Below are 16,476 nucleotides of genomic sequence, written 5' to 3' on the forward strand. Positions count from 1 at the left end.
CGCCTCACCCCTCCAGGCCGAGCTTCCACAGCGGCGGCAGGTCGGCGAAGGGCGGCGTGGTGTGGGCAATGACGATCGCGGCGCGCCGGCTGTCGGAATCGATCTTGCTGTTGATCGCCTTGACATGCGCCTTCACGGCATCGAGCCCGACACCGAGGATACCCGCGATCTCCTCGTTCGACTTGCCTTGCGCGATCCACGACGCCACCTCGATCTGGCGCGGCGTCAGCGCGGGAAATGCCAGCCGCAGGCGATCGCTCGGCGTCAGCGCCGCCAGCGTTCGCTCCTGCGCCTGGCGGTAGCCGCGTAGGATGTGCGGACGAAAACCCTGCATCCGGTCGCGCTCCTCGTCGCTGAACGCCGGCCGTCCCACCACGCGATGCCCGACAACCGTGACCACGTAACCGGCGTGCTCGAACGCGATCCCCATGATCCGCCGCGCCCCCGACGGCAGGAACACCTCCTTGGCAATCGGCAGCTCGACGAATTCCTCATCGCTGAAGAAATCCGACTCGCGCAGCGCGCGTTCGCCGTAGAACGCCGGATCGTGCTGCCAGAACGGATGCGAGTGCATGTGCTTCGCAAACGCCTGCATGCCGCGGGCACGAACCTCCGGATCGTCGCCGACCGAAATCAACGACCGGAAATCCCAGGTCGGACGATGGAACTCGGTGAAGCTCACCACCTCCGCATCGACCAGGCGGCCGACGCCGCCGAACAGGACACCAGGCAGCGTGTGCAGGTTGGACTCAGATTCGTAGAGACGAATGATCTCGTCGTTGAGTTTGCTGTCCCGTTGCATGGGATTCTGATCGACCAGGTTTGATTTGATTTTTTGGCGATCGCTGCAACGTCACGACGTGCCCACATGTTGCAGCAAAGCCTCGCTCGCCGTCTTATCGTTCGTGCGCGCGTTGGTATACCCCTTAGGGTAATGGCCAGATCGCATTCGATTACGGAATCTCTGCGCTGTGTCGAGTCCGACACATCGCGCGACGTCGTCAGGGGCAGTAACACGCATGGCCCGGCGAAAGTTGCAACAATTCGAGTTACTACCGGGACTGAATGCGGTGACCCCATTGGAAGACGCAGCGGAACGTCCCGCTGTAGGACAGTTCGACGACACACGCGCTGATTGTTTCGAAGCAAAATCGCTCGCGCGCCACGGGCGCGCATTGCTTCGCGACGCCCTGCTGGGCACGACATCGCTGGTTGCGCTGGCGCTGCTCACGGCAACGGCGATGCCGTCCCATGCGGCCGACATCGTCTGGACCGGCGCCAACTCGTCGATCTGGACCGACCCGACCAACTGGCTCCCGAACGCCCTTCCGGCCAACCCCAATAACGCGGTGATCGATACGACCTCGCCCAACCCCACGGCGATCGCAGGGACCGCGGGGCAAGCCACCAATGTCACTATTGGCCAAAACGCCAACGGCCAGCTGACGATCTCGGGCGGCGGAACGCTGAACGACCTTAATGGCTTCATCGGAAACAATGCCGGTTCGAACGGCACCGTGACGGTCGATGGCTTCGGCTCGGTGTGGTTCAGTCCCGGCGTCACTGTCGGCGTGGCCGGCACCGGCACGCTGACGATCCAGAACGGCGGCACCGTGGCCGGCACCAACGGCCTGATCGGGTCTTTGCCCGGCTCGAGCGGGACTGCAACGGTCACCGGACCCAACTCGTCCTGGAACATGACTGACGATCTCGCTGTCGGCGCAAACGGAACCGGTGTGCTGACAATCAAGGCTGGCGGCACCGTGAGCGATCGCAACGGCCGCGTCGGCTTTGTTCCCGGTTCGAGCGGCACCGTCACCGTCACCGGCCCCGGCTCGTCCTGGACCAACTCGGCCGAACTCTATGTCGGCACCGCCGGCACCGGCACGCTGAACATCGAGAACCGCGGCGTCGTGAGCAACGGCGCCGGCTCCAATGCCTATATTGGCTATGTCTTCGGATCCAACGGCAACGCAACCGTCGATGGCGCCGGTTCATCGCTTCTCGTCGGCAAGGAGCTTCATGTCGGCTATGTCGGCACCGGCGTCCTCAACATCCAGAACGGCGGCGCGGTCAGCAACGACACGACCTTCATCGGCTCCAATGTGGGCTCCAACGGCAACGTCGTCGTCACCGGCGTCGGTTCGTCGCTGAGCAGCGCTGACTTCCTGTATGTCGGCTACTCCGGCACCGGCACGCTCGACATTCAAAATGGCGCCACGGTCACCAGCGCCCCCAGCGCGACTCGCGGGATTGCCGGTATCGGCGTCATTGCGGGCTCGAACGGCACGGTGACGATCGACGGCCCCGGGTCGTCCTGGACCCATGGCGGCATTCTCAATGTCGGAGGTGGCGGCACCGGCACGCTGACCATCCAGAACGGCGCGGTGGCCAGCATGATCGGCAGCGCCGTCGGCTTCCTCGCCGGCTCGAAAGGCACGGCCACGGTCACCGGCTCCGGCTCGTCCTGGACCAACAGCTTCGCCCTGTTTGTCGGCGATGCCGGCACCGGCACGCTGACGATCCAGAACGGCGGCATCGTAACGACGCCGCTTTTCGGTGTCGCCAATCAGGCTGGCTCGACCGGCACCGTCAATATCGGCGCCGGGCTCGGCCAGGCCGCCGCGGCGCCGGGCACGCTGAGCACGCCGACCGTCACGTTCGGCGCCGGCACCGGCAGCATCGTCTTCAACCACACGTCTGCGAACTACACGTTCGACCCCGTCATCACAGGCGCAGGATCGCTGCTGGTGGAGGCCGGCAAGACCATCCTGACCGCAAACAGCACCTATACCGGCAACACCACCGTCGATGGCGGCACTCTCAGCGTCAACGGCTCGATCGCCTCCTCGTCCCTCACGTCCGTCAACGCGGGCGGCACGCTTGGCGGCAACGGCACCGTCGGTAACCTCACCATTGCCAGCGGCGGCACCGTGGCGCCGGGCAATTCGATCGGCACGTTGAACGTCTCGGGCAATGTCAGCTTCGCGGCCGGCTCGATCTATCAGGTCGAAGCCAATGCCGCCGGCCAGTCCGACAGGATCGTCGCCACCGGCAAGGCGACACTCGGCGGCGGCAGCGTGCTGGCGCTGGCGCAGAACGGCACCTATGCGCCGCAAACCACCTACACCATCCTCACCGCGAATAGCGGCGTCACCGGCACTTTTGCCGACGTCACCAGCAGCCTCACCTTCCTGAACCCGTCGCTGACCTATGATCCGGGCAATGTGTACCTGACCTTGGCGCGCAACAGCACGACCTTCCCTGATGTCGCGCAGACGCCGAACCAACTCGCGGTCTCCAACGCGCTCGAGGCGAGCGCGCAGACCAGCCCGCTGGTGGTCAGCATCCTCAATCAGAACGTCGCCGGCGCACGGCAGGCGTTCGACGCGCTGTCGGGCGAGATGCATGCCGGCGCGCAGACCGCGATGCTCGATGATTCACGCTATCTGCGCGATGCGGTGCTCGGCCGGTTGCGGCAATCCGCGTTTGCCGGCGATGCAGGGCCGATGGCCGCGCTCAGCGCCGGCGGTCCGCAGCTCGCGGCGATGGATTCGATGGCGGCCGCCTCCGCCCTTGCCTATGCCGGCGCGAGCCGTCCCGGCTTCCCGATCAAGGCGCCGCCGCTCGCGGCGCCCGTGCGGCTGCCCGACACCACTTTCTGGGCCCAGGGCGTCGGCGCCTGGGGCCGCTTCGGCGGTGACGGCAATGCGAGCGGCATGACGCGCGACCTCGCTGGGTTCTTCAGCGGCGTCGATCACCGCTTTGCGCCGAACTGGATCGCCGGCATCGCCGGCGGCTACACCAATTCCGCGTTGCGCATCGGCGACCGCGCGAGCTCGGCCAACATCGACACCGCGCATCTCGCCGGCTATGTCGGCGCGACCTACGGCGCGGTCAATCTGCGCGGCGGCGCCTCGGCAAGCTTCAGCACGCTCGACAGCAGCCGTTCGATCGTGTTCCCGGGCTTCTTCGATACGGCGCGCGCCCGCTATGACGCGACCACGGCGCAGGTGTTCGGCGAGATCGGCTACGGGCTATCGCTCGGCCGCGCCGCGCTCGAGCCGTTCGCCGGCCTCGCCTGGGCCCACCTCAACACCGACAGTTTTGCCGAGACCGGCGGCAGCGGCGCCGCCGCGCTGCGCGGCGCGGGCAGCAATCAGGATGTCGGCTACTCCTCGCTCGGCGCCCGCATCGCCACCAGCTTCACCCTCACCAACGGCATGCAGCTGACGCCGCGCGCCTCGGTGGCCTGGCAGTACGCCTTCGGCGACGTGACCCCGACGGCGGCGCTCGCGTTCCAGAGCCTGGGAACCGGATTCACCGTGGCCGGCGTGCCGCTGGCGCGGAACGCGGCGCTGGTCGAAGGCGGGCTCGAGCTGCGGGTCACGCCGCAGGCCAGCATCGGCATCGCCTATGTTGGCCAGCTTGCCGACCGGGTCCAGGACCACTCGGTAAAGGCCAGTTTTAGCTGGAAATTCTGACCCGGCGGCGCCGCCGGACTGCTCCCCATCCCACGCCAATCCGGAGTGCCGATCAGCGATTTTTGCTGCATTGCACAGTCGTGCATGCTGCTATGCAAACAAGTCCGTTGTATCTGGCATCTGGTATACATAGTTTGGCTGCAGATGATGAGCCGGCCCATTGCTGGCCTCCAATGAAAGGGGACACCAATGTCCAAGACCACTGCACTGACGCTCGCACCCTCTTCCACCCTGTTCGGCCGCCTGCTGGCCTCGATCGACCGCCTGCTGATGAAGAGCGCGGAGATCTCGAATCGCAACGGCGACCTGCCGCGCTTCGGCCTCTAAGCCAAGGGATTTCCGGCGCTCTCCGCCGGATGCAGCGTTCGTCGCGAGATGCGACCTGACATTGAACCTTCGACCAATGGCCCCGATTTTCGGGGCCATTTCCTTGCGCGCTGAACTAGTCTCCCGGGGTGCCGGGGCTGAGTCCTGTGCGGCATAAGCGCGCGCCGCCCCTGCGACAGCTTGAACCTTGGCATATCGGATACCAAGATGGCCGTCGCGCGCTCATAAGCAACGACAAGGGGCGCACTGGGAGGATCTATGTCGGACATGGTTCAGGCAACTGCGGCCCCTGCGGCCGCGCGTGTCAGCGACACCTATCGCTGGACGCAACTCGCGATCGGCGTCGCCGCGATGGTGATGATCGCAAATTATCAATACGGGTGGACGTTCTTCGTCCCCGACATCCAGAAGAAATTCGGATGGGATCGCGCATCGATCCAATGGGCCTTCACGCTGTTCGTGCTGTTCGAGACCTGGCTGGTACCGGTCGAAGGCTGGTTCGTCGACAAATACGGTCCGCGCATCGTCGTGCTGGTCGGCGGCATCCTCTGTGCGCTCGGCTGGGCGATCAACGCGCAGGCGACGACACTGAACGGTTACTATCTCGGCATGATCATCGCCGGCATCGGCGCCGGCGGCGTCTACGGCACCTGCGTCGGCAATGCGCTGAAATGGTTTCCGGATAAACGCGGACTTGCCGCGGGCATCACCGCTGCCGGCTTCGGCGCGGGCTCGGCGCTCACGGTCGCACCGATCCAGGCGATGATCAAGGACTCCGGCTTCCAGACCACCTTCCTCTATTTCGGTCTCGGCCAGGGCATCATCATCGTGCTGCTCTCCTTCTTCCTGCTGGCGCCGAAGGCCGGACAGGTGCCGGCCGTCGTGGCGAATGCCAACATTATCCAGACCCGGCGCAACTATCAGCCGACCGAAGTGCTGCGGCAGCCGATTTTCTGGCTGATGTACTTCATGTTCGTGATCGTCGGCGCCGGCGGCCTGATGGTGACCGCGAACCTGAAGCCGATCGCGGTCGACTGGAAGGTCGACAGCGTGCCGGTCACGCTGATGGCGGTGACGATGACGGCCGTGACCTTCGCGGCGACCATCGACCGCGTCCTCAACGGTCTGACGCGTCCGTTCTTCGGCTGGATCTCCGACATGATCGGCCGCGAGAACACGATGTTCATCGCCTTCGGCATGGAAGGCATCGGCATCTGGATGCTCTACCTCTGGGGACACGATCCGGTTTGGTTCGTGCTGCTCTCGGGCTTCGTGTTCTTTGCCTGGGGCGAGATCTACTCGCTGTTCCCCTCGACCTGCACCGATACGTTCGGCGCCAAGTTCGCCACCACGAATGCGGGCCTGCTCTACACCGCGAAGGGCACCGCGGCGCTCTTGGTGCCGATCGCCAACTACATGCAGCAATCGTCGGGTAACTGGGACAAGGTGTTCATCATCGCGGCGGGCGCCAACATCCTCGCCTCGCTGCTCGCGATCGCCCTGCTCAAGCCCTGGCGAAAAATCGTGGTCGCGAAATCGGCTACGGCTTAAGCAACCGCCCTCCACCATCGCTTGCGAAGCGCCCGGTCAAAAGCCGGGCGCTTTTCGTTTTGCCGTTGGGAAGAGGCCGTCCGGAGCGGCGGGCAGATTTGCTGCATTGCAGCAGAATGAAGGGCTTGCTTTCTGGAATATAGTATACCAACTTCCGCCGAGCGCTTGCGACGATACGCCACAATAATTGCGACACTCGGTCACAAGACCAGCGCGCTCGGGAGGACTTGATGGTTTCCAGCAATACTGCCGTCACACAAGCTCAACCTTCGTCCAGCGGCTTCCGCTGGCTGCAGCTCGTCATGGGCATCGTCTGCATGGCGATGATCGCGAACCTGCAATATGGCTGGACGCTGTTCGTCGATCCGATCGACGGCGCGCACCACTGGGGCCGCGCGGCGATCCAGTTCGCCTTCACGATCTTCGTGGTGACCGAGACCTGGCTGGTGCCGGTCGAGGCCTGGTTCGTCGACAAATACGGCCCGCGGCTCGTCATCATGTTCGGCGGCATCATGATCGCGCTCGCCTGGGTGTTGAACTCCTATGCCGACTCGCTCGCCTTGCTCTACACGGCCGCGGTGTTCGGCGGCATCGGCGCCGGCGCGGTGTACGGCACCTGCGTCGGCAACGCGCTGAAGTGGTTTCCCGATCGCCGCGGCCTCGCCGCCGGCGCGACCGCGGCCGGCTTCGGCGCCGGCGCCGCGCTCACGGTGGTGCCGATTGCAAAGATGATCGCCGCGAGCGGCTATCAGACTGCGTTCTTCGATTTCGGCATCGGACAGGGAATGATCGTCTTCCTGCTCGCCTTCTTCATCCAGCCGCCCGCGGTCTCGATCCCGCCGAAGAAGAAGCAGCTCAATCTGCCGCAGACCAAGGTCGACTTCACGCCGCCGCAGGTGCTGCGCAGCCCGATCTTCTGGGTGATGTATCTAGTGTTCGTGATGGTCGCCGCCGGCGGCCTGATGGCGGCGGCGCAGATCGCGCCGATCGCGCACGACTACAAGATCGCGAACACGCCGGTCACGCTCGCCGGCTTCCAGATGGCCGCGCTGACATTTGCGATCTCGCTCGACCGCATCTTCGACGGTTTCGGACGGCCGTTCTTCGGCTGGGTCTCCGACAATATCGGCCGCGAGCACACCATGTTCATCGCGTTCGGCACCGGCGCGCTGATGCTGCTCACGCTATCCACCTGGGGTCACAACCCGGTGGTGTTCGTGCTGGCGACCGCGGTCTATTTCGGCGTGTTCGGCGAGATCTACTCGCTGTTCCCGGCGACCTGCGGCGACACCTTCGGCTCGAAGTTCGCAACCACCAACAACGGCATGCTCTACACCGCGAAGGGCACCGCAGCGCTCTTGGTGCCTGCCGCCAGCATCGTTGCCGCCAGCTATGGCTGGCAGGCGGTGTTCGTGATCGCGGTCGCCCTCAACGCCACCGCGGCGCTGATGGCGCTGTTCGTGATCAAGCCGATGCGCCGCGCCTTCATCAACGGCAACGAGGCTGCCGCCGCGGAAGAGACCGCAACGAGCGCCAAAACGGCTTAACAAGACGGCTTGGCCAAGACCACCCGATCAGGACCGCTTGGTCCCGACATTTCCCCGGAGACTGATGGAGGCGCATTTCGGTGCGCCTCTTTTCTTTTGCCAAGTTCTTTTGCCAAAGGCAGGGATGCCAGATACCAGAACGCCAAGCGCGGCAGATCGCCCTCGCCGCTCACAATCGTCGGAAACGTCAGCGAACCTGCCTATTTAAGCCGTTTCCTGATGGTAGATTCCTATGACAGCGACGTTGACAATTGGCATTTTGTATACCAGACTCCCGTCAACGATAACCAAGGAGGTTGCCATGCAAGTCGGAGATATCCTGCGCAAGAAGACCCCCCGCGTCGCCACGGTGCGCATGAACGAGACCGTCGCGATTGCCGCGCAACTGATGCGCGCCAGCAATATCAGCGCGCTCGTGGTCAAGGATGTCGTTCGCACCGAGGGCAACACCGCCGTCGGCATGTTCACCGAGCGCGACGTGGTGCGCGCGATCGCCGAGCACGGTGCGGCCGGTGCCGGCATGAAGGTGTCGCAGTTCGTCTCGGTGCAGCAGCTGGTCTCGTGCACATCGAGCGACACGCTCGAGCACATCCGCCATCTCATGACCAAGCACCACATTCGCCATGTGCCCGTCATCGACAATTACAGCCTGATCGGTGTCGTCAGCATGCGCGACATCGCCGCGGCGTTCGACGAGGAGACCGCCGCGTCGAAGAAGGACGCCGTGCCGGCGTAAACACGCGCCTGCTTTGCCTTGCTCTCAGCCAGGCGCTGCGTGTTCGATCACGAGCGCCTGAACAGATGACGAAAGATTTCCGTCCCGCCCTCGCCTGACCGCCGCGGCCCGTCATTTCCGCATGGGCGCGCCGCAGGTCGCCGGTAGACAATTGCCGGACAGGACTGCATCCTTCCCTCGACATCCCATAACAACACCGTGCGCCGCCGTCCGCGTCACGGAAAATTCCGATGGAAACGAGGGCAGAATGATCAAGACACGTTTCACCGAAATGTTCGGCGTCGACCACCCGATCGTGCAGGGCGGCATGCAATGGGTCGGGCGCGCCGAGCTGGTTGCGGCCGTCGCCAATGCCGGCGCGCTCGGCATGATCACCGCGCTGACGCAGCCGACGCCGGACGATCTGCGCAAGGAAATCGCGCGCTGCCGCGAGCTGACCGACAAGCCGTTCGGCGTCAACCTGACCATCCTGCCCGCGATCAAGCCGCCGCCCTACGCCGAGTATCGCCAGGCCATCATCGAGAGCGGCATCAAGATCGTCGAGACCGCCGGCAACAAGCCGCAGGAACATGTCGACGAGTTCAAGAAGCACGGCATCAAGGTGCTGCACAAATGTACCAGCGTGCGCCACGCGCTGTCCGCCGAGCGGATGGGCGCCGACGCGATCTCGATCGACGGCTTTGAATGCGCCGGCCATCCCGGCGAGGACGACACCCCCGGCCTGATCCTGATCCCCGCCGCCGCCGACAAGGTGAAGATCCCGATGATCGCCTCGGGCGGTTTCGGCGACGCGCGCGGCCTCGTCGCTGCGCTCGCGCTTGGCGCCGAAGGCATCAACATGGGCACGCGCTTCATGTGCACCAAGGAGAGCCCGATCCACCAGCTCGTGAAGGAGCGCATCGTCGCCAATGACGAGCGCGAGACCGAGCTGATCTTCCGCACCATGCGCAACACCTCGCGCGTCGCCAAGAACGCGATCTCGACCAAGGTCGTGCAGATGGAGAAGGAAGGCGCCAAGTTCGAGGACGTGCGCGAGCTGGTCGCCGGCGCCCGCGGCAAGATGGTCTACGCATCAGGCGATGCCGACGAAGGCATCTGGTCGGCCGGCCAGGTGCAGGGCTTGATCCACGACATTCCGTCCTGCGCCGAGCTGGTGTCGCGCATCGTCCACGAAGCGGAAGCGATCATCCGCGAGCGGCTGGAAGCCATGATGTCCGGCGCCAAGCGCCAGGCCGCGGAATAGGGCCCGTCGTGATCCGTCACCTGAGGAGCGCGAAGCGCGTCTCGAAGGGTCGACGGCCACCAGCCGGGCCGTTCACCCTTCGAGGCTCGCTTCGCTCGCACCTCAGGATGACGGTATCAACTCACGCGAGACAACTAGCCGGGAATGCCCCATGAAAGCCTATGTCTACGGAGCCAACGGCCCTGAAATCACCGACGTTGCCAAGCCCGTGCCGAAGGGCACCCAGGTGCTGGTCAAGGTTCATGCCTGCGGGTTGAACCGCGCCGATCTCGGCATGACCAAGGGCCATGTCCACGGCGCGGCCGGCGGCGTCGGCACCGTGCTCGGCATGGAATGGGCCGGCGAGGTCGCCGAGCTCGGCCCCGATGCCAAAAGCGTCAAGGTCGGCGACAAGATCATGGGCTCCGGCGGCGCGGCATTCGCCGAATACACGCTGGCCGATCACGGCCGGCTGTTCCGCGCGCCCTCGAACATGAATTTCGACGAGGCCGCAACCCTGCCCGTCGCGCTCGCCACCATGCACAACGCCGTCGTCACCAACGGCGCGCTGCAGCCGGGCCAGACCGTGCTGATCCAGGGCGCGAGCTCCGGCGTCGGCCTGATGGCGATGCAGATCGCCAAGCTGAAGGGCGCCAGGCTCGTGGTGGGCTCATCGACCGACGCGATGCGGCGCGGCCGGCTGAAGGAGTTCGGCGCCGATCTCGCGGTGGACTCGAAGGATCCCGGCTGGGTCGATCAGGTGCTGCAGGCGACATCAGGCGAAGGCGTCGACCTGATCGTCGACCAGGTTTCCGGACCGGTCGCCAACCAGAACCTCAAGGCGACCAAGGTCAAGGGCCGCATCGTCAATGTCGGCCGGCTCGGCGGCACCCATGGCGACTTCAACTTCGACCTGCATGCGGCGCGCCGCATCCAGTATATCGGCGTCACCTTCCGCACCCGCTCGATCGAGGAGATCCGCGCGATCTTCGACGAGGTGCGCAAGGACATCTGGCCGGCGGTCGAGGCACGCAAGCTGCAGCTGCCGATCGACCAGGTCTACAAATTCGCCGACATCGGCAAGGCGTTCGAGCACATGGAAGCCAACAAGCATCTCGGCAAGATCGTGGTGACGCTGTAGCAACCGCGAGCGAAGGGCGGATCAGCCAACGGGTCCGGGAATCCAATAGTCCCCCGCAAGCGGGCTGACCTTGACGCCACTGATGACTCCGAGCTCCAGGCTTGGATCGAAGTAGCGCATCGTCCGCTCATTGAGGTCAATGATGCGGCCGGGCCGTAATGGCCCCACGTCATTTATCTTCACGATGACCTTCTTGCCGACGGCCTCGACGAGGGCATATTTCGGCCTCGCGCCAAATTGGACCCCACCGAACTTGCGACGCAAACTCGTCTTGATGGCAGCTGCCCAGACCGAGTGATCATAGCGCTCGCCGGAGGCTGTGCTCGGGCCGCCCTCCTCCTTGCCGGGCTTGAACGGATTGTACATGGATGCCGCGCCAACGATTGCATCCCCACACGCGGCATTGACGACGGCGCTTGAATGAACCGCAGCAATTTCACTTCGAGCAGCGGTGCCAGACATGGCGAGCGCAACCAGGGCGCCGCAAATCGCGGCGCTCGAGCCGAACAGCATCATAACTCCTTGATTGATTTTCTTCGATCTTCCGGTTCCCGATGCCGCAAGACATGGTCGAGCGAACGCGGAGGCGTTAACGCGTGCCAATTCTTTGCGGATTCGTGCCAGTTCCGGCGGTGGAACCGTTATGAGAACCGGGGCGGTCCTCACACCGTGTCTTCAGTTTCTCGCCCGACTAAGACAGAGATTGCGTCAGCAAAATGACTGATCGGCACTGTCTTTCGACTGCGCGTGAAGGGTATATCGGCTCCACCTTCCCTACCCGATCGATCGAGGAGATCCGCGCGATCTTCGGCAAGGTGCGCATAACGCAGCGGCGCGAGGCAAGTGCCCCGCGCCGTTTGACCGTATGATTATCGTATGATTATCGCGACGTTCCCCCTCGCCCCGTCGTGGCGGATTGAGCCGTCGCGTTCGGCGTCACGATATTGAACCAGAAGTCGAACGTGTCGAGATACGACACGAGATCGCGCAGCTTGGTCTGGTCTCCGCTGACCTTCACCGCGCCGGACGAGATGGCATCGTCAAACCTGGTCTGCTGCAGGATGATGCCGTTCAGCGTATCGCGCGACAACGCGACCGTCGCATCGGCATTGTTGGACTTCATGTTCGCCGTGTGGTTCAGCACGCCGTTCTTCAGCTCGACGAAGTAATTGCCGTCCTTGCCGAACTCGAAGTTGAGCTTCGCATGCGCGTTGCCGGCCTTCTCCGCGTTGAGGCGAACTCCGAGATAGTCGAAGAATAAATCCGCGGACATCGCGCGCACCGTATCGGGGCTCGCGGTGTTCGGCGTCGGCAGCTTGGCGACTCCGTTGCGCAGTTCCTGGGCGCCGGTCAGGTAGAAGTTGCGCCACGGTCCGGACTCGGCCTGATAGCCGAGTTGCTCGAGCGCGTCGGCTTCGAGATTCTTGGCGGCCTGATTGTCGGGATCGGCGAACACGACGTGGTGGACGGCTTGAGCCACCCAGCGATATTCGCCCTTGTCGTAGGAAGCCTTGGCCTTCTTCAGAACCTCGTCGCTGCCGCCCATGAACTCGACGTACTTCTTGCTCGCCTCGACCGGCGGCAGTTCGTGCAGGGTGGCCGGGTTGCCGTCGAACCAGCCAAGATAAAGAACATAGGTGGCGGCCACGTCATGATAGATCGAGCCGTAGTAACCGCGGTTTGCCCAGACATTGGCGAGGCTGTCAGGCATTTTGAATCCGTCGGCGATCTCGCGCATCGTCATGCCGTGGTTGACCATGCGCAGGGTCTGGTCGTTGATGAAGCGGTAAAGGTCGCGCTGGCTCTCCAGAAGCGAAACCACCTTGTCATTACCCCATGTCGGCCAGTGGTGCTGCGCAAACACCACATCGACCTTGTCGCCCCACATCACCAGCGCCTGGTTGAGGTATTTCGACCAGGGCAGCGGCTCGCGAATTTTGGCGCCGCGAAGCGAATACGTATTGTGCAGCGTGTGAGTCGCGTCCTCGGCGGATTCCATCGCCTTCTTTTCCTCGATGAACCACATCATCTCCGAAGGCGCTTCCGAACCGGGTGCCATCAGAAACTCGTAGGTCAAGCCGTCGATCTTCTCTTTCTGTCCGGTTTCCTTGATGATGTTGGTCGGCGCGATGAGCGTCACCGTGCCTGCCGAGGTCGTGGTGCCGAGACCTGCGCCGACCTGACCTTTCGGATCCGCCTTGAGCAGGTTGCCGTACATGTAGCTGGCGCGCCGGCTCATCGCGGTGCCAGCCATGACGTTCTCGGCGACCGCAGCCTCCAGGAATCCATCCGGCGCGTAGATCTTGACCTTGCCGGACTGGACGTCGTCCTCGCTGGTGACACCCCGCACACCACCATAGTGGTCGACATGGCTGTGGGTGTAGATCACGGCCTTGACTGGCTTGTTGCCGCGCTTCGAGCGGTACAGGTCGAGCGCCACCTTTGCCGTCTCCGCCGAGACGAGCGGATCGACGATTGTAACGCCCTCGCTGCCCTCGATGATCGTCATGTTCGACAGGTCCTGGTTGCGGACCTGATAGATGCCGTCGGTCACCTCGAACAAGCCGGAGATGTTGATCAGCCGGGATTGTCGCCACAGGCTTGGGTTGACCGTATCGGGGGCCGTCGCGTCGCTGATGAAGCCGTACTGCTGCGGGTTCCAGATCGCGTTGCCCGCGCTGCCCTTGATTGTCTCGGATGGCAGCGCGGCCATGAAGCCTTTGTTCGCCGCGTCGAAATCAGAGGTGTCGCTAAACGGCAGCTGTTTCAGCAAGACCGAATTTGCCTGCTTGGTCGCATCGGCCGCGCCCTTGCGCAAATCTTGAGTCTGTGCCGCGGCCGTACCGATCAGGCCCGCGCTGACAACCCCGAGGATTGACGCCTTCGCTGTTCAACCGGCATGATTCCCGACATTTTGGACCGGCATGATCCCCGACAGTTTGGGTTAAGCGGTCTGTTCACCCGGTTCGCGCAGCCCCTCACGCGGCGGAGCGAACCGGGTGAACAGACCGCGGCGGTCGATGAGACCGACGTCGAGGTCGCAGAAGCGGACGACGTGGTCACCGGTATCGAGTTCGGCGATGCCGACAAGTTCGTTCACCAGCGCCTGACCGATAAAGACGAACTTGCCTTTCCATTTGATCTCTCCGTTGCCGCGAACACGGCGGGCCTGGTGATTGGCGTCATACCAGGGGTCTTGCTCGCGATCCGGCATGGTGCGTTGAGATGCTCGATAGGCGTCTTCCGGCGGCCGTTGGCCCAGCGCTTCGTGAGGACGTTCCCTATTGTAATGCTCTCGGAAGGCGTCAAAGCGGGCCTGTTGCTCCGACGCATTATCTGCCGGTGGGCTCGATGTTTGCGCCTTCAAGGTGCGATGCATGCGCTCATGGCGACCGTTCTCCTGCGGCGAGGCCGGACGGATGAAGCGCGGCGTAATGCCGAGCTTCAGCCACCAGACCGACAATGTGGTGAGACCGCCGGCGCCGCGCGAGCCGAACGGCGAACCATTGTCGCAGCGGATTGCCCGCGGCAGGCCATGCTCGCGGAAAGCTCTTTCGAAGCGGGGGCGGACGCCCTCGGTCGTCGGTGCGACGATCTGCAGTTCGATCAGGAAGCGGCTGTGGCTGTCGGCCACCGTCAGGGGATCGACCCGGCACTGGTCGCGGGTGCGAAACCAGCCCTTGAAGTCCACGCTCCACTCGTCGTTCGGCTCCTGCACCGGCGTGCAGGGACGCCGCTGGTCGAGCGGACGGCGACGGCGCTTCACCGGCGAGATCAGCCCCGCGCGCTTGAGAATGCTCCCAATCGTCGACGCCGCCGGCCAATCGATCTCCGGCGCCTGGCGGTCGAGCAAGGCGAGCAGCTTGCGCGGTCCCAGATAGGGAAAGCGCTGCCGAGCCGCGATCACCTTCTCTGCAATCGCTGCATCGGTCGTTTGTCGGCATTGCTGCGGCGCGTGCGAACGGTCCCTGAACCACTCCGGATCGCCGCTCTGCTTCCGCTGGCGCCATGCGTAAAACGTGTCGCGGCAGATACCGTGACGGCGGCACAACTCCGACACGTTCCAGTTCCCGCTCTCGTACTCCATAAACATCCGGATACGCTCTTCCATCCGACTGGTCTCTCTGAACGGCATCGTCGGGCCCTCCCGCCGATGCTTCTAGAAACCTGTCGGCAATCATGCCGGTCTAAACTGTCGGGTATCTATCCGGTCTGTACCCGCGAAAACGCTCCTCATGTGGCCTCTCCCTTTTCTTTGGTCCGCTCCCTGAGCACCGAGAGCATCGCCGCCAAACACCTCCAGAAGGGAATCGTTCCACCCGAAGTTGTGGCGTCAAAGCATGCCCGGCGACTTCTGTCCGCGTGGCTGCGCGCTCTGGCACAAACTGCATACGAACGCTGCGGGCCGAGCTGCCAAAAAAGGGGACCTGGTGCGAGAAATCACGCTCCGAGCAGCCGCATGCCGCGATGGCCGGCTTTGAAGTTGAGGCACAGCGCAACGGCCACGCCGGGAGAGCGCTGTTTTGCCGCACGCGCTCGCGTCCTGGCGATGGCGAACCGTTCGCATTTTACGCAAACGGAAGGCCCCCCCGAAGGCGGTCCCCTGTCCGCGCTACGCACCCGGTCTGACCTGCGTGATGGCAACGCCGGAGATCGCAAGCAGTCCGCCGACAATCAGCTTCGGCGTCACGCTGTCGCCAAGGAACATCACGCTGAAGAGCAAGGCGAACACCGGAAGCAGCAGACCGAAGGGGGCAACACGCCCCATCGAGCAACGCGCGATCAGCCAGAACCAGAGGCCGAACCCGACAATGCCGCCGATGAAGATGGTGTAGGCCAGCGCCAGCCAGCCACGTTGATCCGCCGTGACAAGGCTCGCCGCTTGTCCATATTCAAGCAGCAGCGACATCAACATCACCTGTGGCACCGTGAGCAGCGACGACCACCCCATCAGCATCAGGGGATCGAATGGGCCGTAGCGTTTCGTCAGGACGGTGGACACCGCGAATGCGAAGGCTGCCCCGACCACAAGCAGCAGCGGCAGCACGTTTGCCGACAGTCCCGGCCCCGCCGCCAGCACGACCACGCCGACGAACGCCAGTACCACGCCGGCGGATGTGACGAGCGACGGCCGCTCCGCGAGCAGCGGCCAGGCGAGCAGCACGGTGAACGGCGGGGCAAGTTGATAGGCGACGGCCGACATGCTTCCCGAGCCGAGCCCGAGGCCGACATAAAACAGCCCGAAGTTCAGTCCGCCGAGGAAAACCGAAATGGCCGCGACAGGGCCGAGCTGTTGGCGCGTCGGCCTTCTGACGAACGGTACAAGCAGCAGCGCGATGGCCAGGAAGCGCAGTCCGAGGAAGAAGAGCGGCGGAAACTCGGTGACGCCGACCTTGATGACCACGAACTGATAACCCCAGAGCAAGGGAACGGCCACCGCGCAGACGATCTGGATGGCAGACATGGCA

General features: G+C 64.0%; 12 protein-coding genes. 7 read left to right on the forward strand and 5 right to left on the reverse strand.

Translation table 11 applies throughout. From position 1 onward, the window contains the following. Nucleotides 1–4 precede the first annotated feature (4 nt). On the reverse strand, nucleotides 5–802 hold the full coding sequence (locus tag JEY66_RS29545; RefSeq protein WP_016848355.1) for a helix-turn-helix transcriptional regulator: 798 nt from the start codon (nucleotides 800–802) through the stop codon (nucleotides 5–7). Between the two features lie 373 nt (nucleotides 803–1,175). Here JEY66_RS29545 and JEY66_RS29550 point away from each other — a divergent pair, with 373 nt between their 5' ends. From JEY66_RS29550 to JEY66_RS29580, 7 genes are all read left to right on the forward strand, one after another. Then, nucleotides 1,176–4,484 carry an autotransporter outer membrane beta-barrel domain-containing protein gene (locus JEY66_RS29550; protein ID WP_018270749.1) on the forward strand — a complete coding sequence of 1,103 codons (3,309 nt, stop codon included), beginning with the start codon at nucleotides 1,176–1,178 and terminating at the stop codon, nucleotides 4,482–4,484. Nucleotides 4,485–4,673: 189 nt separating this feature from the next. Beyond that, nucleotides 4,674–4,811: a hypothetical protein gene (locus JEY66_RS29555; protein ID WP_016848357.1), complete on the forward strand. Its 138-nt coding sequence runs from the start codon at nucleotides 4,674–4,676 to the stop codon at nucleotides 4,809–4,811. Nucleotides 4,812–5,069: 258 nt separating this feature from the next. Further along, nucleotides 5,070–6,362 (forward strand): oxalate/formate MFS antiporter, encoded by a 1,293-nt coding sequence (gene oxlT, locus JEY66_RS29560; RefSeq protein WP_026192541.1) that lies wholly within the window; start codon nucleotides 5,070–5,072, stop codon nucleotides 6,360–6,362. A gap of 230 nt (nucleotides 6,363–6,592) precedes the next feature. After that, a complete protein-coding gene (gene oxlT / locus JEY66_RS29565; RefSeq protein ID WP_026192540.1) occupies nucleotides 6,593–7,909 on the forward strand; it encodes an oxalate/formate MFS antiporter in 1,317 nt (438 codons plus the stop codon). A 301-nt stretch (nucleotides 7,910–8,210) separates the two neighbouring features. After that, nucleotides 8,211–8,645, forward strand: a complete 435-nt coding sequence (locus tag JEY66_RS29570) for a CBS domain-containing protein (protein WP_016846946.1) — start codon at nucleotides 8,211–8,213, stop codon at nucleotides 8,643–8,645. 247 nt (nucleotides 8,646–8,892) lie between these two features. Beyond that, nucleotides 8,893–9,888 carry an NAD(P)H-dependent flavin oxidoreductase gene (locus JEY66_RS29575; protein ID WP_018270747.1) on the forward strand — a complete coding sequence of 332 codons (996 nt, stop codon included), beginning with the start codon at nucleotides 8,893–8,895 and terminating at the stop codon, nucleotides 9,886–9,888. 151 nt (nucleotides 9,889–10,039) lie between these two features. Further along, nucleotides 10,040–11,008, forward strand: coding sequence for a zinc-binding dehydrogenase (locus JEY66_RS29580; RefSeq protein ID WP_018270746.1), 969 nt, complete (start codon nucleotides 10,040–10,042; stop codon nucleotides 11,006–11,008). A 21-nt stretch (nucleotides 11,009–11,029) separates the two neighbouring features. On the opposite strand, the gene JEY66_RS29585 is transcribed toward JEY66_RS29580, so the two are convergent. The 4 genes from JEY66_RS29585 to JEY66_RS29600 all read right to left on the reverse strand — a co-directional run bounded on the left by JEY66_RS29585 (nucleotide 11,030) and on the right by JEY66_RS29600 (nucleotide 16,472). After that, the gene (locus JEY66_RS29585; protein ID WP_016842348.1) at nucleotides 11,030–11,524 is read right to left on the reverse strand and encodes a septal ring lytic transglycosylase RlpA family protein; all 495 of its coding nucleotides are present in this window, start codon (nucleotides 11,522–11,524) and stop codon (nucleotides 11,030–11,032) included. Between the two features lie 364 nt (nucleotides 11,525–11,888). Continuing rightward, nucleotides 11,889–13,826, reverse strand: coding sequence for an alkyl/aryl-sulfatase (locus JEY66_RS29590; RefSeq protein WP_016842347.1), 1,938 nt, complete (start codon nucleotides 13,824–13,826; stop codon nucleotides 11,889–11,891). A 126-nt stretch (nucleotides 13,827–13,952) separates the two neighbouring features. Next, nucleotides 13,953–15,119, reverse strand: coding sequence for an integrase core domain-containing protein (locus JEY66_RS29595; protein WP_244620959.1), 1,167 nt, complete (start codon nucleotides 15,117–15,119; stop codon nucleotides 13,953–13,955). A 501-nt stretch (nucleotides 15,120–15,620) separates the two neighbouring features. Beyond that, a complete protein-coding gene (locus tag JEY66_RS29600; protein ID WP_018270744.1) occupies nucleotides 15,621–16,472 on the reverse strand; it encodes a DMT family transporter in 852 nt (283 codons plus the stop codon). Nucleotides 16,473–16,476 lie beyond the last annotated feature (4 nt).

The organism is Bradyrhizobium elkanii USDA 76, assembly GCF_023278185.1.
Classification (GTDB): domain Bacteria; phylum Pseudomonadota; class Alphaproteobacteria; order Rhizobiales; family Xanthobacteraceae; genus Bradyrhizobium; species Bradyrhizobium elkanii.